22 protein-coding genes are annotated in these 24,251 nt (G+C 71.7%); 9 read left to right on the forward strand and 13 right to left on the reverse strand.

Features of this window, described 5'->3' with window-relative positions; translation table 11 throughout:
- Positions 1 to 63: 63 nt before the first annotated feature.
- The 3 genes from ABD374_RS10590 to ABD374_RS10600 all read right to left on the reverse strand — a co-directional run bounded on the left by ABD374_RS10590 (position 64) and on the right by ABD374_RS10600 (position 7,125).
- On the reverse strand, positions 64 to 4,371 hold the full coding sequence (locus ABD374_RS10590; protein WP_344493810.1) for a HAMP domain-containing protein: 4,308 nt from the start codon (positions 4,369 to 4,371) through the stop codon (positions 64 to 66).
- A 242-nt stretch (positions 4,372 to 4,613) separates the two neighbouring features.
- Positions 4,614 to 6,164 carry a serine/threonine-protein kinase gene (locus tag ABD374_RS10595; RefSeq protein ID WP_344493812.1) on the reverse strand — a complete coding sequence of 517 codons (1,551 nt, stop codon included), beginning with the start codon at positions 6,162 to 6,164 and terminating at the stop codon, positions 4,614 to 4,616.
- Between the two features lie 319 nt (positions 6,165 to 6,483).
- Positions 6,484 to 7,125 carry a class I SAM-dependent DNA methyltransferase gene (locus tag ABD374_RS10600; RefSeq protein ID WP_344493814.1) on the reverse strand — a complete coding sequence of 214 codons (642 nt, stop codon included), beginning with the start codon at positions 7,123 to 7,125 and terminating at the stop codon, positions 6,484 to 6,486.
- 61 nt (positions 7,126 to 7,186) lie between these two features.
- On the opposite strand from ABD374_RS10600, the gene ABD374_RS10605 reads away from it, so the two are divergent.
- The 3 genes from ABD374_RS10605 (at position 7,187) to ABD374_RS10615 (ending at position 9,394) form a co-directional block, all read left to right on the forward strand.
- Complete coding sequence (locus ABD374_RS10605) at positions 7,187 to 7,411, forward strand: DUF2267 domain-containing protein (RefSeq protein WP_344493816.1); 225 nt, start codon at positions 7,187 to 7,189, stop codon at positions 7,409 to 7,411.
- A gap of 156 nt (positions 7,412 to 7,567) precedes the next feature.
- Entirely contained in the window at positions 7,568 to 8,281 is a 714-nt protein-coding gene (locus ABD374_RS10610; RefSeq protein ID WP_344493818.1) for a lysophospholipid acyltransferase family protein, read from the forward strand.
- A 63-nt stretch (positions 8,282 to 8,344) separates the two neighbouring features.
- The gene (locus ABD374_RS10615) at positions 8,345 to 9,394 is read left to right on the forward strand and encodes an NAD-dependent epimerase/dehydratase family protein (RefSeq protein WP_344493820.1); all 1,050 of its coding nucleotides are present in this window, start codon (positions 8,345 to 8,347) and stop codon (positions 9,392 to 9,394) included.
- A 54-nt stretch (positions 9,395 to 9,448) separates the two neighbouring features.
- On the opposite strand, the gene ABD374_RS10620 is transcribed toward ABD374_RS10615, so the two are convergent.
- From ABD374_RS10620 to ABD374_RS10655, 8 genes are all read right to left on the reverse strand, one after another.
- On the reverse strand, positions 9,449 to 11,026 hold the full coding sequence (locus ABD374_RS10620) for an alpha/beta hydrolase (protein ID WP_344493822.1): 1,578 nt from the start codon (positions 11,024 to 11,026) through the stop codon (positions 9,449 to 9,451).
- A gap of 179 nt (positions 11,027 to 11,205) precedes the next feature.
- Positions 11,206 to 11,988, reverse strand: a complete 783-nt coding sequence (locus tag ABD374_RS10625; protein ID WP_344493824.1) for an urease accessory protein UreD — start codon at positions 11,986 to 11,988, stop codon at positions 11,206 to 11,208.
- Positions 11,985 to 12,662, reverse strand: a complete 678-nt coding sequence (gene ureG, locus ABD374_RS10630) for an urease accessory protein UreG (RefSeq protein ID WP_344493826.1) — start codon at positions 12,660 to 12,662, stop codon at positions 11,985 to 11,987. The genes ABD374_RS10625 and ureG overlap by 4 nt, the downstream gene beginning before the upstream one ends.
- Positions 12,663 to 12,690: 28 nt before the next feature.
- On the reverse strand, positions 12,691 to 13,401 hold the full coding sequence (locus tag ABD374_RS10635; protein WP_344493828.1) for an urease accessory protein UreF: 711 nt from the start codon (positions 13,399 to 13,401) through the stop codon (positions 12,691 to 12,693).
- A 2-nt stretch (positions 13,402 to 13,403) separates the two neighbouring features.
- The gene (locus ABD374_RS10640) at positions 13,404 to 15,125 is read right to left on the reverse strand and encodes an urease subunit alpha (RefSeq protein ID WP_344493830.1); all 1,722 of its coding nucleotides are present in this window, start codon (positions 15,123 to 15,125) and stop codon (positions 13,404 to 13,406) included.
- Positions 15,118 to 15,429, reverse strand: a complete 312-nt coding sequence (locus ABD374_RS10645) for an urease subunit beta (protein WP_344493832.1) — start codon at positions 15,427 to 15,429, stop codon at positions 15,118 to 15,120. The genes ABD374_RS10640 and ABD374_RS10645 overlap by 8 nt, the downstream gene beginning before the upstream one ends.
- 16 nt (positions 15,430 to 15,445) lie before the next feature.
- Positions 15,446 to 15,748 carry an urease subunit gamma gene (locus ABD374_RS10650; protein ID WP_093803703.1) on the reverse strand — a complete coding sequence of 101 codons (303 nt, stop codon included), beginning with the start codon at positions 15,746 to 15,748 and terminating at the stop codon, positions 15,446 to 15,448.
- A 525-nt stretch (positions 15,749 to 16,273) separates the two neighbouring features.
- Positions 16,274 to 16,555, reverse strand: coding sequence for a type II toxin-antitoxin system Phd/YefM family antitoxin (locus ABD374_RS10655; RefSeq protein ID WP_344493836.1), 282 nt, complete (start codon positions 16,553 to 16,555; stop codon positions 16,274 to 16,276).
- A gap of 92 nt (positions 16,556 to 16,647) precedes the next feature.
- On the opposite strand from ABD374_RS10655, the gene ABD374_RS10660 reads away from it, so the two are divergent.
- The 4 genes from ABD374_RS10660 to ABD374_RS10675 all read left to right on the forward strand — a co-directional run bounded on the left by ABD374_RS10660 (position 16,648) and on the right by ABD374_RS10675 (position 19,646).
- Positions 16,648 to 17,292, forward strand: coding sequence for an ATP-dependent Clp protease proteolytic subunit (locus ABD374_RS10660; RefSeq protein ID WP_344493838.1), 645 nt, complete (start codon positions 16,648 to 16,650; stop codon positions 17,290 to 17,292).
- Between the two features lie 8 nt (positions 17,293 to 17,300).
- Positions 17,301 to 17,609 carry a hypothetical protein gene (locus ABD374_RS10665; RefSeq protein ID WP_344493840.1) on the forward strand — a complete coding sequence of 103 codons (309 nt, stop codon included), beginning with the start codon at positions 17,301 to 17,303 and terminating at the stop codon, positions 17,607 to 17,609.
- A 500-nt stretch (positions 17,610 to 18,109) separates the two neighbouring features.
- Positions 18,110 to 18,583, forward strand: coding sequence for a C40 family peptidase (locus ABD374_RS10670; protein WP_344493842.1), 474 nt, complete (start codon positions 18,110 to 18,112; stop codon positions 18,581 to 18,583).
- Between the two features lie 43 nt (positions 18,584 to 18,626).
- A complete protein-coding gene (locus ABD374_RS10675; protein WP_344493844.1) occupies positions 18,627 to 19,646 on the forward strand; it encodes a LysR substrate-binding domain-containing protein in 1,020 nt (339 codons plus the stop codon).
- Positions 19,647 to 19,685: 39 nt separating this feature from the next.
- Here the strand turns inward: ABD374_RS10675 and ABD374_RS10680 are convergent, their stop codons facing one another.
- A complete protein-coding gene (locus ABD374_RS10680; RefSeq protein WP_344493846.1) occupies positions 19,686 to 20,117 on the reverse strand; it encodes an ATP-binding protein in 432 nt (143 codons plus the stop codon).
- A gap of 383 nt (positions 20,118 to 20,500) precedes the next feature.
- Positions 20,501 to 21,658 carry an 8-amino-7-oxononanoate synthase gene (locus ABD374_RS10685; protein WP_344493848.1) on the reverse strand — a complete coding sequence of 386 codons (1,158 nt, stop codon included), beginning with the start codon at positions 21,656 to 21,658 and terminating at the stop codon, positions 20,501 to 20,503.
- A gap of 143 nt (positions 21,659 to 21,801) precedes the next feature.
- Here ABD374_RS10685 and bioB point away from each other — a divergent pair, with 143 nt between their 5' ends.
- Together bioB and ABD374_RS10695 are read left to right on the forward strand one after the other, a co-directional pair.
- A complete protein-coding gene (gene bioB, locus ABD374_RS10690; RefSeq protein WP_344493850.1) occupies positions 21,802 to 22,938 on the forward strand; it encodes a biotin synthase BioB in 1,137 nt (378 codons plus the stop codon).
- Positions 22,931 to 24,238 (forward strand): adenosylmethionine--8-amino-7-oxononanoate transaminase, encoded by a 1,308-nt coding sequence (locus ABD374_RS10695; protein WP_344493852.1) that lies wholly within the window; start codon positions 22,931 to 22,933, stop codon positions 24,236 to 24,238. Before bioB ends, ABD374_RS10695 begins: the two co-directional genes overlap by 8 nt.
- Positions 24,239 to 24,251: the final 13 nt, after the last annotated feature.

A 24,251-nucleotide genomic window follows, 5' to 3' on the forward strand; every position in this document is an offset into this window, starting at 1 on the left:
CAGCTGGGTACCGCAGGACGGGCGCGGGGACATCTGCCGGCGGCCGGCGAAGGCCGCTTCGCCTTAGCTGTCCAGCCATCGGCGCACGCATGCGATGAGGTCGTCGGCGTCCACCGGTTTGGTGACGTAATCGCTGGCGCCGGAGGCGAGGCTCTTCTCCCGGTCCCCCGGCATCGCCTTCGCGGTGACCGCGATGATGGGCATCCTCGTGTGCGCGGGCATCTGCCGGATCTCGGCGGTCGCCTCGTAGCCGTCCATCTCCGGCATCATCACATCCATCAGGATCAGGTCGATGTCCGGATGCGCGGCGAGCGCCTCGATCCCCTTCCGGCCGTTCTCCGCGTGCAGGACATTGATGCCGTGGAGCTCCAGGATGCCGCTGAGGGCGTAGAGGTTGCGGGCGTCGTCGTCGACGACGAGCACGGTACGGCCGTGCAGAGCGGCGTCGACGGTCCGGGGGGCGCCCTGACGGGTCTCCTCGGTCCGCACCAGGGGCACGACGGCCCCCGGCTGCTCGGCCGACAGGTGCAGGGCGATGCGTTCGCGCAGTTCGTCCAGGCTGGAGAGCAGTTCCAGCGGCCTCTGGCCGGCCCGGGACTGGAGCGCCCGCTCGTGCGCAGCGTCCAGGCGGCGGTTGTTGTGCGCGAGGACGGGGACGTTCCTGAGCGCGGCGTCGCCGTCCATCGCGTCCAGGAAGCGCAGGGCCTCACCGTCGGCCATGTCCAGCTCCAGGACCACGCAGTGGAACGGCTCGGCGGCAAGAGCGCCGGCGGCCTCCTGGGGGCCCACGGCCGCGATGACCTCGATGTCCTCGCGGTCGGCGAGGTCGGTGAGGTCGTAGCTGCCGGCGAGTTCGGCCACCGCGCTCTCGGCGACGAGGGAGAGCAGCCCGCGCGGGCGCTTCTCGATCACGAGCAGCCGGCGCGGCCGGCGCGGCTGCGGGGCCGCGGCGGTCAGGGCGCGCTCCCCGCTCCCGGCCGCCCCGTCGTCTTGTCCGGCTCTCGCCGTGTCGGCCGGGGCGGCGGTCGTCTGCTCCCGCAGGGCGGCGCGTGCGACGGGCAGGTAGAGAGTGAAGACGCTGCCCTGGCCGAGCGTGCTCTCGGCCGTGAGGGCGCCGCCGAGCAGGTGCGCGATCTCCCGGCTGATGGACAGGCCCAGTCCCGTGCCCCCGTACTTACGGCTGGTGGTGCCGTCCGCCTGCTGGAAGGCCCCGAAGATGACCTCGAGCTGCTGTTCGGCGATGCCCACACCGGTGTCCTGGACGCGGAAGGCCACCACGGCGCCGCCCTGGTGGACGGAGCCGGGGATCTCACCGTCGGCTGCCTGTTCGATGCGCAGCTCCACGCTGCCGCGCTCGGTGAACTTCACCGCGTTGGACAGCAGGTTCCGCAGGATCTGCCGGAGCCGGGAATCGTCGGTGAACAGGTCGAGCGGTACGCCGGGCGCGGTGGTGATCGTGAAGTCGAGGCTCTTCTGCGTGGTCATGGGGCGGAAGGTGGCCTCGACGTACTCGAGGAGCTGCCGCAGCGCGACGTGTTCCGGATGGATGTCCATCTTTCCCGCCTCGACCTTCGACAGGTCGAGGATGTCGTTGATCAGCTGCAGCAGGTCGGATCCCGCCGAGTGGATGATGCCCGCGTACTCGACCTGCTTGGCCGTGAGGTTGCGGTTCGGGTTCTGGGCGAGCAACTGGGCGAGGATCAGCAGGCTGTTGAGCGGGGTCCGCAGTTCGTGGCTCATGTTGGCCAGGAACTCGGACTTGTACTTGGAGGCCAGCGAGAGCTGCTGGGCGCGGTCCTCGAGCTCCTGCCGCGCCTGCTCGATCTCCAGGTTCTTGCCCTCGATGTCGCTGTTCTGAGCGGCCAGCAGGGCGGCCTTCTCCTCCAGTTCCGCGTTGGAGCGCTGGAGCTCCTCCTGCTGGACCTGGAGTTCCTCGGAACGCGACTGCAGCTCGGCGGCGAGCCGCTGCGACTCGCCGAGCAGCTCGTCGGTACGGGCGTTGGCGACGATGGTGTTGACGTTGACGCCCACCATCTCCATGAGCTGTTCGAGGAAGTCCCGGTGGACGGGGGTGAAGACGGTGAACGAGGCGAGTTCGATGACGCCGAGGACCTGGTCGTCGACGACGATCGGCAGCACGATCAGGCTGCCCGGTGTCGTCCGGCCGAGTCCGGAGGAGATGCTGACGTAGTCGCCGGGCACTCCTTCGGCGGCGATGGTGCGACGGCTGCGCGCCGCCTGGCCGACGAGGGACTCCCCCAGCTTGAAGCGGTCGTGGCCGGCGCCGGCGGGACGCCCGTACGAGCCGACGAGCCTGAGCTCGGTCCCGTCCGGACTCTCCTCCGCGAGGTAGAAGGCGCCGTACTGGGCGCTGACCAGCGGGGTGAGCTCGTCCATGATCAGCTCGCCGACCACGGCCAGGTCGCGGTGGCCCTGCATCAGGCCGGAGATCCGGGCCAGGTTGGACTTCAGCCAGTCCTGTTCGTGGTTGGCGCGGGTCGTCTCGCGCAGGGAGCCGACCATCGAGTTGATGTTGTCCTTCAGCTCCGCGACCTCACCGGAGGCGTCGACGGTGATCGATCTCGTCAGGTCGCCCTCCGCGACGGCACTGGTGACCTCGGCGATGGCCCGTACCTGGCGGGTGAGGTTGCCGGCCAGCTCGTTCACGTTCTCGGTGAGACGCTTCCAGGTGCCGGAGACGCCCTCGACCTCGGCCTGTCCGCCGAGACGGCCCTCGCTGCCCACCTCCCGGGCGACGCGGGTGACCTCGGCGGCGAAGGACGACAGCTGGTCGACCATCGTGTTGATGGTGGTCTTCAGCTCCAGGATCTCGCCGCGGGCGTCGACGTCGATCTTCTTGGACAGGTCGCCGTTGGCGACGGCGGTGGTGACCAGGGCGATGTTGCGGACCTGTCCGGTCAGGTTGTTCGCCATGGAGTTGACGTTGTCGGTGAGGTCCTTCCAGGTGCCGGCGACGTTCGGCACGCGGGCCTGGCCGCCGAGCTGTCCTTCGGTGCCGACCTCGCGCGCCACGCGGGTCACCTCGTCGGCGAACGCGGACAGGGTGTCCACCATCGTGTTGATGACCTCGGCCAGCGCGGCGACCTCGCCCTTGGCCTCGACCGTGATCTTCCGCGACAGGTCACCGCGCGCCACGGCGTTGGCCACGTCGGCGATGGAGCGCACCTGGCCCGTCAGGTTGGAGGCCATCACGTTGACGTTGTCGGTGAGGTCCTTCCAGGTGCCGGAGGCGCCCCGTACGGTCGCCTGTCCGCCGAGGTTCCCCTCGGTGCCCACTTCGCGGGCGACGCGGGTGACCTCGTCGGCGAACGCGGACAGCTGGTCGACCATCGTGTTGATGGTCTCCTTCAGCTCCAGGATCTCGCCGCGGGCGTCCACCCGGATCTTCTGGGTGAGGTCTCCCTGGGCGACGGCCGTGGTGACCTCGGCGATGGAGCGCACCTGGGCCGTCAGGTTGTCGCCCATGACGTTGACCGACTCGGTGAGGTCCTTCCACGTGCCGGAGACGCCCTTGACGTCGGCCTGACCGCCGAGACGCCCCTCCGTACCCACCTCACGCGCCACGCGCGTCACCTCGTCGGCGAACGCGGACAGCTGGTCGACCATCGTGTTGATGGTCTCCTTCAGCTCCAGGATCTCGCCCCGCGCGTCGACGCCGATCTTCTGCGACAGGTCACCCTGGGCGACCGCGGTGGCGACCTGGGCGATGGAGCGCACCTGGGCGGTCAGGTTGCCCGCCATGAAGTTCACGGAGTCGGTCAGGTCACGCCAGGTGCCGGAGACGCCCTTGACGTCGGCCTGACCGCCGAGACGCCCCTCCGTACCCACCTCACGCGCCACGCGCGTCACCTCGTCGGCGAACGCGGACAGCTGGTCGACCATCGTGTTGATGGTCTCCTTCAGCTCCAGGATCTCGCCCCGCGCGTCCACGTCGATCTTCTGCGACAGATCGCCCCGGGCCACCGCGGTGGCCACATGGGCGATGTCGCGGACCTGCGTCGTGAGGTTGCCCGCCATCGCGTTCACCGAGTCGGTCAGGTCGGCCCAGGTGCCGGACACGCCCGGCACCACGGCCTGGCCGCCCAGCGTCCCCTCGGTGCCGACCTCGCGGGCGACCCGGGTCACCTCGGACGTGAACAGCGACAGCTGGTCGACCATGCCGTTGAACACGGTGGCGATCTCACCGAGCAGGCCGTCCGCCTCGTCGGGCAGGCGGGTGCCGAAGTCTCCGTCGCGTACCGCGGTGAGTCCGTCCAGCAGCTGTCGCAGCTCCGGCTCCCCCACCTTGCCGGTGCCGCGCGGCCGTGTCCGCTGCACGGGACGTGAGCTCTCAACTGTCGTCTCAGCCATGACCAATCCTCGTTGCGCTCACCGGGCACCCCACCAAAGGGACACAGGACACCATCACGGCCCTCGGTCAGGGCCGCCCTCCCTCTGCGCCGCACGTCTTCGATCGGGGATCGTTGCCGTGCGACAAAATTACGAGGCAGAGTACCCCGACACCTGCTCCCGGGAGAAGCGGCGCCGATCTCCAGCGCACCAGGCCGTGCGGATCCGGGCCGTTCCCTCCCCTCGGCGGGCACGCCTTCGCGTCAGCGGCGCTCGGACTTCTTCGGCCCCTTGCCCCCCTGTCCTTTTCCGTCGCCGGGAGGGACCACACCCTTGTCGGCCTTGGGCTTCTTCGGGCCGTTCTCCCTGATTCCGCCGTTCTGGGAGCCGCTGCCCCGCGCGTGTTCGTCTCCGGCGTCTCCGGCCGGCTTGCGGGGAGCACGGCTGTTCCGGGCGTGCTCCTTGTCACGCCGGCCCGCGCTCTCGCCGGACTCCGGACTGTCCTGGCCCGCCTGATTTCCCTGGCCGGCCTGGCTTCCCTGGCCGGTCTGACTTCCCTGGCCGGTCCGGCTTCCCTGGCCGACCTGGCCGGCCTGGCCGTGGGAGGCACCGGAAGAGGCGGCGTCCGCCGGTGCGGCGTCAGACGGCTCGGTGGTGGTGTGCCGTACGCGCCCGGGCGTCGAGGAGCCGGGGGAGGGCGCCCTCGTGGTGTGCGGTGCGGACTCGGGTGCCCGGGGAGTGGGCGCCTCCTGCCCACTCGTGCCACCGGGCAGGAGGGCCGTGGTGGTGAGGACGGCGCCGAGCAGGGCCGCGAGCGCGGTGCCGCTGACGAGCAGTGTGCGCGTACGCCGGACCCCTGGTCCCTTCGCGGGCCGCTGCGGCGTCTCCTCTCTCGTGGTGGCCGGGCCGGGGGAAAGCAGGGCGGCTCCCGCCTCGTCCTCTTCGCCCGCGAGGCGGTGCACGGCTCCGGCCTGCGCGGTGTCGGGGTCGAGGGCGATGCCCGTCAGGGCGGCGGCGCACTCCCGTGCGTCCGGGCGGGCGGTCTCGTCCTTGGACGTCATGTCACGCAGAAGGCCGGCCAGGGCGGTGGGCACGTGGGAGGGGATGTCCGGCGGCCGGTGCAGGCGGGCTATCGCCGCTTCCAGGGGCTGGCCGCTGTATTCGAGTTCGCCCTTGAGGCATTCGAGGAGAACGAGCCCGAGTGCGTACACGTCTGCCGCAGGGCCGGCCCCTGTGCCGAGGACCTGCTCGGGCGCGAGGTAGGCGGCAGTACCGATGAGGGCGCCGGACACCGTGTTGGACGTGGCGTCGATGAGGCGGGATATGCCGAAGTCCGTGAGGTAGGGCCTGTCGTCGGCGTCCAGCAGGATGTTGGAGGGTTTGACGTCCCGGTGCACGATGTTCGCGGCGTGCACATGGGCGAGGGCGCCGGCCAGGCGGACGCCGAGTCGAGCGACGGACCGCGGTGTCATGGGCGCGGTCGCGAGCTGCTGCCGCAAGGTGGTGCCCCGGACGAGCTGCATGACCAGATACGAGTGGTTCTCGTACCGTCCGGCGTCGTAGACGGTGACGAGCGCCGGATGGTGCAGACGTGCGAGCAGCACGGCCTCGTCACGGAATCGTTCCTCGAAGACCGCGTCGGCGCCGGGCCGGAACATCTTCACCGCCACGGGCCGTCCCAGGCGCAGGTCGGTCCCCCGGTACACGTCCGCCGTCCCGCCCCGGCCCAAGAGCTCGTCGAGCCGGTAGCGGTCGGCGAGAGTGCCGTGGGCACTCTTCGTGCCGGCCCTGTTGGCCGGCGTACGGCTCGTCATCGAGACTCCTGCGGAAGCGACACCAATGTGCGTGCACGGACGTCCAGCACGCTTCTGCGGGTACCCCCCGCGCCACCCCGCATACGTAACAAACAGGCCGGCAGTGCCGGGACCGGACCGCCGGACCCGCCGTCCGCGATGGTGGTGGTCCGACACCGCGGCGTACGGCCCGCGGGATCCCGCCGGCCTCTTCGTGCGGAGCGGCCGCGCCCGGAGACGATCCGTACGAACCGGGCCGGGTCCCGCTCCGCCTTCCGATGTCGCGTTCCGGTCTCACGCTGACGGAGTGGCGGAACTGAAGGGTAGACCAGCGGCAGGGTCAGCCGCGGCGGGCCAGGAGGTAGGCCCGGCGGGTCTCGACCTCGTGGGCGTAGTGGGTGCGCTCCATGTGCATCTCCACGGTGAAGCCGGCCGCTTCGAGCAGCCCGGTGATGTGCGCGGGTTCGAGGAAGCGGAAGTCGACGTCCACGGCATGCCCCCACCACTCGTCCAGGTGCCGGACCTCCTCGCCGATGTGGAAGGAGAGGAGAAGGAGGCCGGAGGGGCGCAGGACCCGCCCTGCCTCCTCGAAGGCCCGGCGCAGGTCACCGGGGGCGAGGTGGGTGATCGTGTAGAAGGCGACGGCGGAACCGAACTCGCCGTCCTCGGCGGGAAGTTCCAGCAGATCGCCTTCCCGGAACTCCACCTGCGCGAACCGGCGTCGGCCGGCTTCGACCATGCCCGCGGACAGGTCGATCCCGACCGTACGCGCGCCCTTCCCGGCGAGCCAGGCCGCCACGTGTCCGGGGCCGCAGCCGAGGTCGGCGATCGCGGTCCCTGGCTCGGTCTGTTCCAGGAGGGAGGCCAGGAGCGCCCGGTCGAGCGGCTTCCCGGCGAGCTCGTCGTGCAGCCGGGCCGCGTACTCCTCGGCCACGGTGTCATAGCTGAGGCGTACGGATTTGTGATGTCCACGATCACCCATACGGGGCAGCATGCCACGGGACAACCGGTGGGCGTGCGTGCCCGGGACGAGGGGGAGACCGATGAGACATGACGCATTCCTGGCTCGTGCGCGCGGGGGCGGTGAGTACGCCGGCCAGGAGGGGTCCGCGCAGACCACGACGGCCGTACGGGAGGTCCCGGCCCACCGTGTCACGCCCGGCGAAGAGGCCGAGGACCTGGCGGCCCGGCTGCCGGTGTCGCTGAAGGGCGCGCTGGGGAACGGCGGTCGGCGAGCCGGGTCCTGCGGCGTCGAGGAGTTCCGCTGATGCCCGGTCGACAAAGTCGGTACGAGGCAGGCATCGACCCGCCCGAAGACGGTTACACGTGACGACGGCTGCACATAGGCTGTCCTCCCCCGAGATCTCCGCTGACCTGGCAGTACGCAGCCCTGGAGCCGATCCGGCAGAGCTAGGAGCCGCCCCGTGTTCTACTACGCGCTCAAGTACGTCCTCCTGGGGCCGCTGCTGAGGCTGCTCTTCCGGCCGAGGATCGAGGGGCTCGGCCACGTCCCCGACGAAGGGGCCGCGATCGTGGCGGGGAACCACCTGTCCTTCTCCGACCACTTCCTGATGCCCGCGATCATCAAGCGGCGCATCACCTTCCTCGCCAAGGCGGAGTACTTCACGGGCCCCGGACTCAAGGGCCGGCTGACCGCCGCGTTCTTCCGCAGCGCGGGACAGATCCCCGTCGACCGGTCCGGCAAGGACGCGGGGAAGGCGGCGATCCGCGAGGGCCTCGGGGTGCTGAGCAAGGGCGAGCTGCTGGGCATCTACCCGGAGGGCACCCGCTCGCACGACGGCCGGCTCTACAAGGGCAAGGTCGGGGTCGCCGCGATGGCGCTCAAGGCACAGGTGCCCGTGGTGCCGTGCGCGATGGTGGGTACGTTCGAGATCCAGCCGCCGGGACAGACCGTACCCCGTATCAAGCGCGTCACCATCCGGTTCGGTGAGCCGCTGGACTTCTCGCGGTACGCGGGCATGGAGGACGAGAAGGCGGCGCTCCGCGCGGTCACCGACGAGATCATGTACGCGATCCTCGGTCTGTCCGGTCAGGAGTACGTCGACCGGTACGCGGCCGAGGTCAAGGCGGAGCAGGAACAGGAGCGGGTGAAGAAGTTCCCCAGGAAGCTGCGCTGACGGCGGATCAGCGGACGGCGAACGGTTCCCCGCCGGCGGGGAACCGCGCGTAGCGTCCCTCGTATGACCAGAGGAAGCGCATTCGTCGTCGGAGCAACAGGACAGATCGGGCGGGCCGCCGTACGGGCGCTCGCCGAGGACGGCTGGGACGTGAGAGCCGGATCGCGCGGCGGCGGCCGCGACGCGACCTGGCCGCGGGAGGTCCGGGCGGTGGCGGTCGACCGGGAGGACGACGCGGCGCTGGCGGCCGCGCTCGGCGACGGCTGCGACGTCCTGGTGGACATGGTCGCGTTCGAGGAGAGGCACGCGGCGCAGCTGACGGGGCTGGCGGACCGGATCGGTTCCGCGGTCGTCATCTCCAGTGGCGCCGTCTACGAGGACGACAAGGGCCGCGGCTTCGACACCCAGGAGGAGCCCGACGGGTTCCCGCGGTACCCGGTGCCGATCCGCGAGACCCAGGCGACCGTGGCACCGGGCGACGCGACGTACGGCACCAGGAAGATCGCCGTCGAGCGGCGCCTGCTGGCCGCCGGCGACCGGCTGCCGACGACCCTGCTGCGCGCTGGCGCGGTCCACGGGCCGTACTGCCGGACTCCGCGCGAGATCCACTTCGTCAAACGGGCGCTGGACGGGCGGCCGGTGCGGGTCCTGGCGTACGGCGGGCTCAGCCGGTTCCACCCGGTGCACGTCTCCAACCTCGGGGAGCTGATCCGGCTGGCGGCGGCGCGGCCCGGCTCCCGGGTGCTCAACGGGGGCGATCCGGACGTGCCGACGGTCGCGGAGATCAGTACGGCGATCGACGCGGTCATGGGGGTGGAGAGCGAGCTGGTGCTGGTGGACGGGCCCCCGCCGGTGGGTTCGGTCGGGGAGACCCCCTGGAGCGGCAACGGCCACCCCATCGTCTACGACATGTCCGCCGCCGAGCGGGAGCTCGGCTACCGGGCTGTCACCGGTTACGCCGATTCGCTGCCCGCCACCGTGGAATGGCTGGCGGAGGTGCTCCGCGACCAGGACTGGCGGGAGGCGTTCCCCAAGCTGTCGCAGAGGTACGCCCCCGGGGGCGACGGGCCGTTCGACTACGCGCAGGAGGACGCCTGGCTCGCCGGCCGGTAGGCGCGAGGAGGGGGCGGCCGGAAACTCCGGCCGCCCCCTCCCGTGTTCAGACCGTTACGGCTTCGGTGCGGCGTGCGGGGCGCACGTCACATCGCGGCTGCCGGTCTTCCCGGTGAGCAGGTAGGTGTCGACCCGGTCGTTGACGCACGGGTTGGCGATCCCGGTGACGCCGTGCGAGCCGGCGCCCTTCTCCGTGATCAGGCGGGAGCCCTTGAAGCGCTTGTGCAGCTCGACGGCGCCCTCGTACGGAGTGGCGGCGTCACGCTCGGCCTGCACGATCAGGACCGGCGGCAGCCCCTTGCCGGACTTGACGTTCAGCGGGGTCTGCTGCTTCGACGACCAGGTGGCGCAGGGCAGGTTCATCCAGGCGTTGGCCCACGTCATGAACGGGTGGTCCCGGTGCAGCCTGGTGTTGTCCCGGTCCCACGTCCTCCAGTTGGTGGGCCACTTGGCGTCCGCGCACTCGACGGCCGTGTAGACGGCGTTGCCGTTCTCCGAGGCGGCGTTGCCCGCGGTGTCCGACAGGTCGGGGGCGATCGCGTCGACGAGCGCCTGCGTGTCACCCGCGACGTACTTGCTCCAGGTCCGGGCGGTGGACGCCCAGGCGGAGTCGTAGTACGGCGCGCTCTGGAAGAAGCCGATCAGCTCGGCGGGGCCGACGACGCCGCCGAGCGGACTCTTCTTGGCGGTGGCGCGCAGCTTCACCCACTGCTGCTCGACCTTCTCGGGGGTGTCGCCGAGGTGGTAGGTGGCGTCGTTCTCGGCGACCCACGCCTTCCAGTCGTTCCAGCGCATCTGGAAGGCGACGTCCTGGTCCAGGTTGGCCTGGTACCAGATCTTCTCCTTCGACGGGTTGACCACGCTGTCGACGACCATGCGGCGGACGTGGCCCGGGAACAGCGTTCCGTAGACCGCGCCGAGGTAGGTGCCGTACGAGACGCCGAGGAAGTTCAGCTTCTTCTCGCCGAGCGCGGCGCGGACGACGTCCACGTCGCGCGCGGTGTTGGGCGTGGTCATGTGCGGCAACAGCCAGCCGCTGCGCTCCTGGCAGCCGTCCGCGTACTCGGCGGCGAGCTTGCGCTGGGCGCGCTTGTCGGCCTCGCTGTCGGGCACCGGGTCGGGCTTCGGCGCCTTGACGAACTCCTGCGGGTCGACGCAGGAGATGGGCGAGGAGTGCCCGACGCCGCGCGGGTCGAAGCCCACGAAGTCGTACGCCGCGGCCATCTTCGTGTAGACCGGGTTCTTCTTGGTGACCCGGGTGGGGAACCTCAGGCCCGAGCCGCCGGGGCCGCCCGGGTTGTAGAGCAGCGCGCCCTGGCGGTCCTCCGCGGAGCCGGTGTTGCCGATCCGGTCGACGGCGATCTTTATCTTCCGGCCGTTCGGCTCCGCGTAGTCGACGGGCACGGTGACCCAGCCGCACTGGATGGGCTTCTCGAGGCCCCAGTCCGCCGGGCAGTCGCGCCAGTCGATGCCCGCCTCCGCCGCGCGGTCGGCGGCGATCCGCACGCCGCGCGCCTCGGACGTGCTGGTGTGGCGGTCCTGGGCGCCGGCCGCGGGCGCGGTTACCGCGCCGGCCAGCAAGGTGCCCGCTATGAGAGTGCCGGCCGAGCCGAGCGCTGCTGTACGCCTCAAGTGGTGCCTCCCCCTGTGAGTGTGGTGCCGCGGGTGACGGCAGCGATCAGTGATCGACGGTCATGGGTGTACGGGCGCATCCTGTCGCCTGAAGGGTCCTCAGCAACAGGTCGTACTGGTGTTTCTTTACCAATCCCATAACCGGAGAGCCGTGTCCCGCTGAGCGGTGCACATGGGGGTCACCCAAATGTCTGAAGTGCCCCGTCCAGTACGCGCCGCAGCCGCAGCGCGTCGGTCGCCACCGCCGTGACCAGCACGGCGGGACCGGCGAGCGCGGTGAGGACCGCGTTGTCACCCAGAAGGCGGGTTTCAGGTGGTTCGTGCTCGAAGTCGGGATGTACGACCAGGAGTTGGCCGGTCGCCCGGTGTCCGCCGAGCACCGATCCCCCGTCCCAGCCGCCGGGCGCCCCCGGGCCGTACGACAGTTCCTGGTCCAGCAGCGGGCGTCCGGCCCGCAGGACGGTGAGGCGGGTGGTGAGCGTGCCGGACTCCTCGCCGTACCTGCCGAGGATCTGCTCCTCGCGCAGGACCAGGCGGGCGGAGGCGGCAAGCTCGACGCGGGTGGTCATGCGCAGGTCGCTGCCGCGGGCCGAGATGAGCGGTTCGGGCAGCCAGCGCAGGTCCGCGTCGGCCCCGACCGTCAGCCGTACGTCGTAGCGGGCGGGCGGGCCGCCGCGGCCGGGCAGGGCGACGGTGGCCGCGGCCGAGTCGACGGCGAGCGCGGCGCCGCCCCGCACCTCGGCCTCGACGGCCAGCCGGTCGCCGCCCAGCGGCGCGCTCATCGCGCCGACGACGGTGACCCGGGCGTACGCGCCCGTGCCGCGGGTGCGGCGCAGGGCGAGCGGCCCGCCGCTCTCCAGGACGGGCAGCCGCGTGCCGCCCCGGCCGTCGGGGACGGCGGTGACCCTGGCCGTCGCCTCGACGCCCGCCACGCCGGTGCCCGCCGGCGCCACGGTGGTCATGCGGACCAGGCGGCGAGCCGCTCGCGGACCCAGTCGGCCACCGGCTTGACGCCGCCCTCGGACGCCAACGAGGTGAAGGCTACGGGGAGTTCACCGCGCTGCGCCTCGGCGTCGCGTGCCATGCGGCCGAGGTCGGATCCGACGTACGGCGCGAGGTCGGTCTTGTTGACGACCAGCAGGTCGGCCGTGGTGACACCGGGCCCGCCCTTGCGCGGGATGTCGTCGCCGCCCGCCACGTCGATGACGAAGACCTGCGCGTCGACGAGCCCCTTGGAGAAGGTGGCGGTGAGGTTGTCGCCGCCCGACTCGATCAGGATCAGGTCGAGCGGCCCGACCGCGTCCTCCAGGTCCTCGACCGCTTCGAGGTTGGCGGAGATGTCGTCACGGATGGCGGTGTGCGGACAGGCGCCGGTCTCGACGGCCTGGATGCGCTCGGGCGGCAGGACGGCGTTGCGGAGCAGGAATTCGGCGTCCTCGCGCGTGTAGATGTCGTTGGTGACGACGGCGATGGACAGCTCGTCGCGCAGTTCCCGGCAGAGGGCGGCGACGGTCGCGGTCTTGCCGGAGCCGACGGGGCCGCCGAGTCCGATGCGCAGGGCGCGCTTCGTACCGTCGGGGCGGGCGGCGTCGGCGCCGACCGCCATGGTGTGGTCGTGGGCGTGGTCGAGGTGCATGATGCGGCTCCTGTGCGGTGATGCGGTGTCACGAGGCGAAGAGGCGTACGGGCCAGTCGGCGTGCGCCTGCGCCGTGATGTCCAGCAGCGGCGCGGAGGCGGCGGGCAGCGCGCCCGTGTCTTCGTCCCGGGCACGGCGGGCGGCTTCGGCGGCGCGCCGCGCGACCTGGTCGAGTTCGGGCGCGAGGCGGGCGAGGACGGCGGTGGCCTCGAAGGGGTCCAGGCTGAGCAGGCGTACCGCCGCGGTGGCGGGACCGCTGACGGTCTCGTACGCGACGCAGTGCGCGGCGTCCTCGGGTCCGAGCCCCGCCGCGCGGGCGGTGACGCCGAGCACGACGGGCTGGTGCGCGCCGCGCGGGCGCGCGGCGGCCAGCGCGTCGAGCGCGTCGCACGGCCAGGTGGCGCGGGCGGCGCGCATCAGCTGCCGGCCCAGCTTGCGCGCCGTCGCCCGCAGGGCGGGTGAGGGCGTACGGGCGTCGGCGGCCTCGTCGAGTGCGAGGGCGTCGACGCCGAGGGCGGCCGCGGCGGCGAGCGCCGACGAGGTGAGCCCGGTGGTGTGCAGGCGGCCCCGGCAGAAGGCGGCGAGGTCCGCGGCGTCGCGGACGCGCCCCGCCTTGACGGCCGCTTCGGCGCCACCGGAGTGGGCGTGGCCCCCGGCGGGGAACCGCCCGTCCGCGAGCACGAGGAGGGCGGCCCGCGCGCCGGGCGAGGCGTGGTCGAGGTGAGGGGAGGTGTCCATGGTCAGAAGAGGAAGTAGCGTTGGGCCATGGGGAGTTCCGCGGCCGGCGCCGGCTCGACCGCGTCCCCGTCGATCGTCACCGTGAAGGTGTCGGGGTCGACCTCGACGCGCGGGAGAGCGTCGTTCTCGCGCATGTCGGCCTTGGTGACCCGCCGCGTGCTGCTGATCGGTACGAACCGCTTGCCCAGGCCGAGCCGTTCGGGGAGCTTGTCCTCGATCGCGGCCTGGGCCACGAAGTTGAGGGAGTTGGCGGCCGGAGCCCTGCCGATCGCGCCGAACATCGGCCGGGGCAGCACCGGCTGCGGGGTCGGGATCGAAGCGTTGGCGTCGCCCATCTGCGCGTACGCGATCTGCCCGCCCTTGAGGACGAGCTGCGGCTTGACACCGAAGAAGGCGGGCTCCCACAGCACGAGGTCGGCGAGCTTCCCGCTCTCGACGGAGCCGATCTCGTGGTCGAGGCCCTGCGCGACCGCCGGGTTGATCGTGTACTTGGCGACATAGCGACGCGCCCGGTGGTTGTCGGCGCGCCCGTCGCCCGGCAGCGCTCCCCGGCGTTTCTTCATGACGTGCGCGGTCTGCCAGGTGCGCAGCGCGACCTCACCGATCCGGCCCATCGCCTGCGAGTCGGAGGAGACGATCGAGATGGCGCCGAGGTCGTGGAGGATGTCCTCGGCCGCGATGGTCGAGGGCCGGATCCGGGACTCGGCGAAGGCCAGGTCCTCCGGCACGGCCGGGTTGAGGTGGTGGCAGACCATCAGCATGTCGAGGTGTTCCTCGATCGTGTTGACGGTGTGCGGCCGGGTCGGGTTGGTGGAGCTGGGCAGGACGTACGGCTCGGAGACGACCGTGATGATGTCCGGCGCGTGCCCGCCGCCCGCACCCTCGGTGTGGTACGCGTGGATGGTGCGCCCGGCGACGGCTGCGAGGGTGTCGCCGACGAACCCGGCCTCGTTCAGCGTGTCGGTGTGGATGGCGAGCTGGGCGCCCGTCTCCTCGCACACGCCGAGACAGGCGTCGATGACGGCGGGCGTCGCACCCCAGTCCTCGTGGATCTTGAATCCCAGTGCGCCGCCCCTCAGCTGGGCGTGCATCGCCTCGCGCGACATCGTGTTGCCCTTGCCGAGCAGCCCGATGTTGACGGGGTAGTGCTCCAGCGCCTCGAACATCCGGGCAAGGTGCCAGCCGCCGGGCGTGACGGTGGTGGCCTTGGTGCCCTCGGCGGGGCCGGTGCCGCCGCCGACGAGCGTGGTGATCCCGGAGGAGAGCGCCTGCTCGACGACGGTCGGCGAGATGAAGTGGACGTGCGCGTCGATGGTCCCGGCGGTGAGGATCCGGCCGTTGCCCGCGATGATCTCGGTCTCCGGACCGATGACCAGGTCCGGGTGGACGCCGTCCATGGTGTCGGGGTTGCCGGCCTTGCCGATGCCGGTGATCCGCCCGTCGCGCAGGCCGATGTCGGCCTTGACGACGCCCCAGTGGTCGAGGATCACCGCGCCGGTGATCACGGTGTCGGGCGCGCCCTCGGCCCGGGTCGTACGGGCCTGGCCCATGGACTCGCGGATCACCTTGCCGCCGCCGAACACCGCCTCGTCACCGGCGCGTCCGGGTCCGCCGCAGCGGTCCTCCTCGATCTCGATGAGCAGGTCGGTGTCGGCGAGCCGGATGCGGTCGCCGGTGGTGGGGCCGAACAGGTCGGCGTACACCGGGCGCGGGAGCTCAGGCATCGAGGGCACCTCCGGTCTCCCCGCGCAGACCGGCGACGATGCGCCGGCCGCCGACGGGGACGAGTTCGACGTCGACGGGGATGCCGGGCTCGAAGCGCACGGCGGTGCCCGCGGCGATGTTCAGCCGCAGGCCGCGGGCGGCGGCGCGGTCGAAGCGGAGGCCGGGATTGGCCTCGGCGAAGTGGTAGTGGGAGCCGACCTGGACGGGCCGGTCTGCGGCGTTCAGGACGGTGAGGCGGATGACGGGCAGGCCGTCGTTGAGCGCGACGGGGTCGTCGGCGTACAGGATCTCTCCGGGGATCATCGGCTGCCGCTCCCCGTCAGGCGATCGGTTCGTGGACGGTGACGAGCTTGGTGCCGTCCGGGAAGGTCGCCTCGACCTGTACGTCGTGGATCATCTCCGGGATGCCCTCCATGACGTCGTCACGGGTGAGCACCTTGCGTCCCGAGGACATGAGTTCGGCGACGCTGCGGCCGTCGCGGGCGCCTTCGAGGATGTGCGAGGTGATGAGGGCGATCGTTTCGGGGTGATTGAGTTTCACGCCGCGTGCGCGGCGTTTCTCCGCCACGTCCGCCGCCACATGGATGAGCAGTCTTTCCTGCTCGTGCGGGGTCAGTTGCACGCGTGCCACCTCCAGTTGTACCGCCGCGCCGCCCGTGCGGGGGCAGGCGGAGTCCAGCGCGTCCGCGAGGCTGAGAGGGAGGTACGGAACCACTGCTTCCGACTCGGGCGCAGCGGGACCATATCCAACTTCAACACTCCGTTGACCTGCGTTTTCTGGCCGCGCGGCCAGACATTGCACGTTAGAGCGGAAGTTTTTCCAACGCGTTAACTGGGGCTTTGCACGTCCATGGTCATCAGCGCGTTCGGCCCGCCCGCAGGAGCGCGGACAACCGGTCGTTGCGCCGCCTCGGGGTCCACACCTGGAGGACCGGCCCCGGGAAGGCGGGGCGGCCGTCGTCACCCGGCACGTCCTGCCCGGTACGCAGGCCCGGGTCACCGACGCGGTGGCCGACGGCGCAGGGGTTCCGGCGTACCGCACCCCGCAGCCGGCCCCGGCCGGCCGACGGCAGTGCGGGACCGGCCGTGCGCCCCCGCCGCAGCGGACGGGGGCGTGCGGCTTTTTCGTACGGGCGGACCCGAGGCGTCAGCTGCCGGGGGTTTCACCGCGGTGCTCGGCGGCGATGCCGAAGCGGCGCCGTTCGCCCGGAGCGGACGCCGCCGAGCCGATCGTCGAGACCGAACTGATCGCCGACTCCTCGGGCTCTGCCTGCTCCCCCTCAAGTCGTTCCAGGTCAGCGGCGGAAACCAACGCCACCAGCGGCTTCCCGTGCCGCGTCACGACCACCCGCTCGCCGCCGTACACGACGCGGTTGATCAGCTCCGCCAGCTCTGCCCGGGCTTGCGTCACCGGAATCTCGTAGGCCATGCTCCCCATAGTACGAGCTGTACGTCCTGTACATTTTTTACAGAGGCTTCAGCGGTCCGAGGAGCATCAGGAAGCATCAGGAGAGGTACGCCATGAACCGGCCTTCCGCACACAGCGCCCGCTACGTACTGCCCGAGTTCACCGAGCGCACCAGGACCGGGACCCGCACGTTCGATCCGTACGCGAAGCTGCTCGAGGAGCGGATCGTCCTCCTGGGAACGGTCGTCGACGACGCCGCGGCCAACGACGTGACGGCGCAGTTCATGCACCTCGAACACGCCGCCCCCGACCGGGACATCTCGCTCTGCATCAACTCCCCCGGCGGCTCGCACACCGCGATGTCCGCGATCTACGACACCATCCGGTTCGTAACCTGCGACGTGGAGACGGTCTGCCTGGGGCAGGCCGCCGCCTCCGCCGCCGTACTGCTCGCGGCCGGCACACCGGGCAAACGCCTCGCGCTGCCGGGCGCCCGGGTGCTGTTCAGTCAGCCGTCCATCGACCGGCCCGTGCACGGCCAACCCTCGGACCTGGAGATCGAGGCACGGGAGTTGACGCGCACGCGGGAGATGCTCACCCGACTCCTCGCACTGCACACCGGGCAGAGCGAGGAGCGCGTCGACGACGACATCGAGCGCGACAAGGTGTTCACGGCCAAGACGGCGGCGGCGTACGGCCTGGTGGACCACGTCGTGCAGAGCCGCAAGGCCGCGCCCGTCTCCCCGGCCCCGAGGTGAACCCGCGCATGCTGCCGCCCGAACTGCCGCCGCTGCCCGCACTGACGCGCGCCGAGTGCGAGTACGTCGACCGCTATCTCGAAGTGCTCGATCTGATGGGGCGGATCAACCCCGCACGCGGCACCGACACCTACGGCGCGCTGCGGGCCGCCCAGGCTCTCGCCGGCAAGGCCGCCGGCCTGCGGGACGCCCTCGCCCTGATGCACGAGCGGGGTGAGGCGCGTGTGCACGCCGTCACGCTCGCGCGGGCCCTGCGCGTGCTCGACGGAGAGCGGCGGGCGGGCCGGGTCACTCTGCCGTCCGTGTCCACGAGTTGAGGAACACGCGGTCGGCTCCCCCCATTGGCGTACGGGAGGAGCTCACTCAAAAGGCGTAGGAAATACCTGAACAGCGGTATGACCCAACTTGCGCAACACACCTGCACATCCGGCGGAATTGGACATTCCGTCGCTGGTGCGACGGTCGTCAGGCACCCGCGTCCGATGTCGAAAACATCCCTGTCCACCCGAACGGGTCAGCGGTGATCAGCCTCACAAAATGCCGTTTCGGCTCGGAAATCCGGCTGTTCATGAGTCAAGATCCCTGGGACGACAAGCCCCCGCCACCGCGGCGGGGCGGTCCGGGCGGACGCCGAGTCCTGCCGCCGCTTCGGATGACTGGTCGACAGGAGTGCATCGGCAGGAGTGGAGGACCCAAGCAGTACGGGGTGACCGGAGACGGTCGTCCCTCGGGGTGAAGCCGCACACCGCGGCCGGGCATCTTCGCCTGTCCGAACCCGACAGGTCATCCTTCACAGGCGGCTGACGAAGGGTCGCGCATGACCGCGCACAAGCATGTCCCGTCCGTACTGTCCCGGGCCGGAGCCGCTTCGGCTCTCACCCTCGCCGCGATCGGCACCACGATGCTGGCGCCCGGCGCCGTCACCGAGGCCCAGGCCGCATCGCATTCGACGAAGGCGCTCAACGTCGCCGCGTCGAAAAAGGGGGCCCCGTACAAGCACGGGGCGGCGGGCCCGAGCCGGTTCGACTGCTCAGGGCTGACGCTCTATTCGTACAAGAAGGTCGGCAAGAGCCTGCCACGCACCGCCCAGTCCCAGTACAACAAGACCCGGCACATCTCCGCCTCCAGCCGCCAGCGCGGGGACCTGGTCTTCTTCCACTCCGGGCGCAGCGTCTACCACGTGGGCATCTACGCCGGGAGGGGCAAGATCTGGCACTCCCCCAAGTCCGGCTCCGTGGTGAAGCTGGAGAAGATCTGGTCCAAGAGCGTCTGGTACGGCCGCGTGCGCTGATATTTCCGGCCGGCTGCCGGTCCAGGGAGGTGCGTTCCGTGCCATGACCTCCCTGAATCCGGTGCGCCACATCACCTTCGACGCCCACGCCCCGTACGCGATCGCCGAGTTCTGGTCGCACCTGACCGGTTGCCCGTTGCTGGACGAGCCGGGTGACGACGAGGTGCTGATCCATCCGGAGCGGCCCGGTGTGCCCGGACTGCTGTTCGTACGGGTTCCCGAGGGCAAGGCCGGCAAGAACGGCGTCCACCTCGGCACCCAGCCGCCGCACGGCGCGCGGGATGCCGAGGTGGAGCGGCGCGGCGCGCTCGGTGCGCGGATCGTCGACGACCGCCGCACCGAGGACGGCCGGGGCTGGGTCGTCATGGCCGGCCCCGAGGGAAACGAATTCTGCGTGGAGCGCGGCGCGCAGGAGATCAGGCCCGTCCGACACGGCGGTGCGGCGGTGCGGACGGTGGGGCGGCGGGCGCGTTACGCGGCTGCCGCCGCCACCGGCCCGGCCAGCGAGGCCACTCCCAGCACGGCGAGCGCGGTCCCGCTGACCGCTTCCACGGCGCGGGCCGCGCCCGCGGTCGACCTGGCGCCGACCCACGCGTACGAGCCCGCGCCGGCCGTGCCCCTGCCTTCCGGGGTGGCGGCGCAGCCGCTGCTCGACGAGGAGCTCGTCCTGGTGACGGCGCCGGGGCACGCGCCGGCCACCGGCTCGGGGCGAGTGGCGCTCGCCGAGCTCGCCGGGCAGCCGCCGATCAGCAGTGCGCCCTCGCATCCGCCCCGGCAGGGCGTGGAGGCGGCGCCGGCCGCGGCGGGGGCGACGTCGGCGGTCGTGTGCGAGTCGCCCGGTTACGCGCTGGTGTGCGCGCTGGTCGGCTCGGGGCTCGGGGGGGCCGTGGTGCCCGAGATGGTCGCCGCGATGGCGACGACGCCGGTGGGCGTGCGGTCGCTGGAACCGGCCGGGCTGCGGCGCACGATCTCGGTGGCGTACCGGCCCGGCGGGGCGAGCCCGGCGGCGGACACCCTGCGCGCGCTGCTGCGTGGCGGGTTCGGCCGGGCCTGTACGGCCTGAGCCCTCCTCCCCTGTCCTCGTGTCCGTGCGGCCCGAGCCCTACTGCTGGACGGGCACGGTCCAGGGCAGCGCGATCCACACGGTCTTGCCGCCGTCCCGGGTGGGCTGGACGGACACCCTCCCACCGCACTCGGCGGTGAGCCAGCGGATGATCACCATGCCGCGCCCGTTGTCCTGCTGGACGGCGGCGGGCAGCCGCTTCGGCCAGCGCGGGTGACTGTCGGTGACGCCGATGCGCAGCTGCTCGTCCCGCTCGAGCTGCACGTCCACGGTGAACGTCGGCGACTGCCCGAAGGTGTGCTGAACGGCATTGGTCGCAAGTTCCGAAACGATCAGCCGGACGGTGTCGGCGGCGTCGGATCCCGGGGGCATGCCCCATTCGCCGAGAATCTCCGCGACATATCTCCTGGCCGCGGAGACCGAGGCTGGCTCGCTCGGCAGAGTGACGGATACTTCCTGATGGTCTGCCATGGCGACGCTGTCCCTTTCGCACCGGGGCCGGACTCCGACTCGTAGCGGATGAACTTCGAGGACGGCCTCGGATTGTGCTCCGCGTCAGAGTGCCACTCATGGTGTTGCTATCGGGGGTGATCCCCCGAGATATGCAGATATCTGTCGCTCAAAGCGGTGAACTCTGCTGCGCGGAACCACATCTGAGCCGGGTCTTGTGCAAGGTCCGTGGAGAAGCCGCGAAAACCGTGGTCCGGGAGGGTGCCCACCAGCCCTGGTGTCCCGGCGAGTTCGGTCGGCGGGCGGCCGGCAGGCGCGGAACAGCGGTTACGGGAATTACTGCCGGCGCCGGAATTTCCTCATGCGAATTTCCGCGTCCTGTCCGGGGAATGGGCCGGCGGCCCTCAGAAGGCAGCGGTGGGCGCGGTCCGCACGACCGTGTCCACCGCCTCCGCGATCTGCCGGTCCGTGAGGTCCGCCCGCGCGGTCAGCCTGAGCCGGGAGATCCCGTCCGGTACCGACGGGGGGCGGAAGCAGCCCACCACGAGGCCGGCCGCCCGGCAGTCGGCGGCCCACCGCACCGCCGCCTCCGGCGAGGGCGCCAGGACCGACACCACGGCGGCGTCCGGACGTACGGCGCTCAGGCCGGCGTCCGTCAGCCCGCGGTGCAGCGAGAGGGCGACGCTCCGGGCCCTGCCCGCCAGCTCCGGTTCACGGCGCAGCAGCCGTACGCTCGCCAGCGCCGCGCCCGCGGCGGCCGGCGCCAGACCGGTGTCGAAGATGAACGTGCGGGCCGTGTTGACCAGGTGGTCGATGACACGGGCCGGGCCGAGGACCGCTCCGCCCTGGCTGCCGAGCGACTTCGACAGGGTGAGCGTGGCGACGACGCCGTCCGCTCCCGCGAGGCCCGCCGCGTCCAGCGCGCCCCTGCCTCCGTCGCCCAGGACGCCGAGCCCGTGCGCGTCGTCGACGAGGAGGGCCGCTCCGTACGCACGGCAGGCCGCCGCCAGTTCCGGCAGGGGCGCGGCGTCGCCGTCCACCGAGAACACCGAGTCGGTGACGGCGAGGGCTCGGCCCCCGTGCGTGTCGAGCGTCTTGCGTACGGCGTCGGGATCGGCGTGCGGCACCACCGCGGTCGTGGCGCGCGAGAGCCGGCAGCCGTCCACGATCGAGGCGTGGTTGAGGGCGTCGGACACGATCAGCGCGCCGTGGCCGGTGAGCGCGGTGAGGGCGGCGAGGTTGGCGGCGTAACCGGAGGAGAGGACGAGGGCGGCCTCGAAGCCGCAGAAGTCGGCCAGTTCCCGCTCCAGTTCGGCGTGCAGCCGCGTGGAGCCGGTGACGAGCCGCGACCCGGTGGCGCCCGCGCCCCAGCGGCGGGCGGCCTCCGCGGCGGCGGCGGTGACCTCCGGGCGGCGGGTGAGGCCGAGGTAGTCGTTGCTCGCGAGGTCGAGCAGGGCGGACTCGGCGGGACGCGGGCGCAGAGTCCTGACGAGCCCGGCCGTGGCGCGCACCGCCGCCTGCTCGTCGATCCAGCCGAACGGGTCGGACGGTCCCTGGGGCATGAGTGAGTCCCTTTTGTAGGCAGCGAACAGACACTAGCCGGGGTCATGCTCGGTCAGGGTGTGGCAATACCCACACCCTGCGGGGCCCCTCTTGTGCGATTCCTCCCTGGCGGCAGGCTGCGCCGTAGGCCAGGATCGGCGCCATGGACCTGCTGAACACACTGGTGGAGAAGGGGCTGCGGCGTGAGCTGCCGACCCGCGAAGAAGCGCTCGCCGTGCTGGCGACCTCCGACGACGAGCTGCTCGACGTGGTGGCCGCGGCCGGAAAGGTACGCCGTCAGTGGTTCGGGCGGCGGGTGAAGCTCAACTATCTCGTCAACCTCAAGTCGGGCCTGTGCCCCGAGGACTGTTCCTACTGTTCGCAGCGGCTCGGCTCGAAGGCCGAGATCCTGAAGTACACCTGGCTGAAGCCCGACGAGGCGACGAAGGCGGCGGCCGCGGGGGTCGCCGGTGGCGCGAAGCGGGTGTGCCTGGTGGCGAGCGGGCGCGGGCCGACGGACAAGGACGTCGACCGGGTCTCGAAGACGATCGAGGCGATCAAGGACCGGCACGAGGACGTCGAGGTGTGCGCCTGCCTCGGGCTGCTGTCCGACGGGCAGGCGGAGCGGCTGCGGGCGGCGGGCGCCGACGCGTACAACCACAACCTGAACACGTCCGAGGGGACGTACGGCGCCATCACCACCACCCACACCTACGCCGACCGCGTGGAGACCGTCCAGCAGGCGCAGGCCGCGGGCATGTCCGCGTGCTCCGGGCTGATCGCGGGCATGGGCGAGTCCGACGCCGACCTGGTGGACGTCGTCTTCGCGCTGCGCGAGCTGGACCCGGACTCGGTGCCGGTGAACTTCCTGATCCCCTTCGAGGGCACGCCGCTCGCCAAGGAGTGGAACCTCACCCCGCAGCGGGCGCTGCGCATCCTCGCGATGGTGCGGTTCGTCTGCCCGGACGTGGAGGTACGGCTGGCGGGCGGGCGCGAGGTGCATCTGCGCACCCTGCAGCCGCTCGCGCTGCACCTGGTCAACTCGATCTTCCTCGGCGACTACCTGACCAGTGAGGGCCAGGCCGGTCAGGCCGACCTGGAGATGATCGCCGACGCCGGTTTCGAGGTGGAGGGGACGGACACGACGACGCTGCCGGAGCACCGGGGCGGTGGCGGCTGCGCGTCGGCGTGCGGCGAGCCGGCGGCCGAAGGGGACGCCCCGGAGATCCCGGCCGCCCGTACGGACCTGGTGTCGGTACGCCGGCGGGGCGCCGGGACGGACCTCGCGCCCAATGCCTGAGCCGCTCTCCCCCGCCCTCTCGCCCGCCGAGCTGCTCCGGCTCGACCGGGAGCACGTCTGGCATCCGTACGGTCCGATGCCGGGCCGGGCCGAGCCGCTGCTGGTGGAGTCCGCGTCCGGCGTCCGGCTGCGGCTCGCGCGGGCCGCCCACGGCCAGGACGAGCTGATCGACGGCATGTCGTCCTGGTGGTCGGCGGTCCACGGCTACAACCATCCCGTCCTCAACGAGGCGGCGCGCGGTCAGCTCGACCGGATGAGCCATGTGATGTTCGGCGGGCTCACCCATGAGCCCGCCGTGCGTCTGGCCGCCAAGCTGGTGGAGATCACTCCGCAGCCGCTGCGCCATGTCTTCCTGGCCGACTCCGGTTCGGTGGCGGTCGAGGTAGCGGTCAAGATGTGCCTCCAGTACTGGCGTTCGGCCGGCCGTCCCGGCAAGCAGCGGCTGCTGACCTGGCGCGGCGGCTACCACGGGGACACCTGGCAGCCGATGTCGGTGTGCGACCCCGAGGGCGGGATGCACGGGCTGTGGCAGGGGGCGCTGCCGCGCCAGGTCTTCGCGGACGCGCCGCCGGCCGGGTACGACGCGGCGTACGCCGACCACCTGCGCGCGCTGATCGCCCGTCACGCCGGCGAACTGGCCGCGGTGATCGTGGAGCCGGTGGTGCAGGGCGCGGGCGGGATGCGCTTCCACTCCCCCGCGTACCTGCGGGTGCTGCGGGAGGCGTGCGACGCGCACGACGTGCTGCTGGTCTTCGACGAGATCGCGACGGGTTTCGGCCGTACGGGAACCCTTTTCGCCTCGGAGCACGCGTCCGTCTCGCCGGATGTCCTGTGCCTCGGCAAGGCGCTGACCGGTGGTTACCTGACGATGGCGGCGACGCTGTGCACGTCCGAAGTGGCCGACGGCATCTCGCGCGGCGAAGTCCCGGTCCTGGCCCACGGCCCGACGTTCATGGGCAACCCGCTGGCGTCGGCGGTGGCGTGTGCCTCGATCGACCTGCTGCTCGGCCAGGACTGGCAGGGCGAGGTCAAGCGCATCGAAGCGGGCCTGGGCGAAGGGCTGGCGGAGGCGGCGCGGCTGCCGGGGGTGCGGGACGTGCGGGTACTGGGCGCGATCGGCGTCGTACAGCTGGACCGTGAGGTCGACATGGCCGCGGCGACGGAGGCGGCGGTACGGGAGGGCGTGTGGCTGCGCCCGTTCCGCGACCTGATCTACACGATGCCGCCGTACGTCACGAGCGACGAGGACCTGGCCCGCGTCTGCCGGGCGGTGCGGGCGGCGGCGTCGGCGAGCGTGTGAGCGGGTCCTCCCG

It is taken from the genome of Streptomyces enissocaesilis, from assembly GCF_039533765.1.
GTDB classification, from domain to species: Bacteria; Actinomycetota; Actinomycetes; order Streptomycetales; family Streptomycetaceae; genus Streptomyces; species Streptomyces enissocaesilis.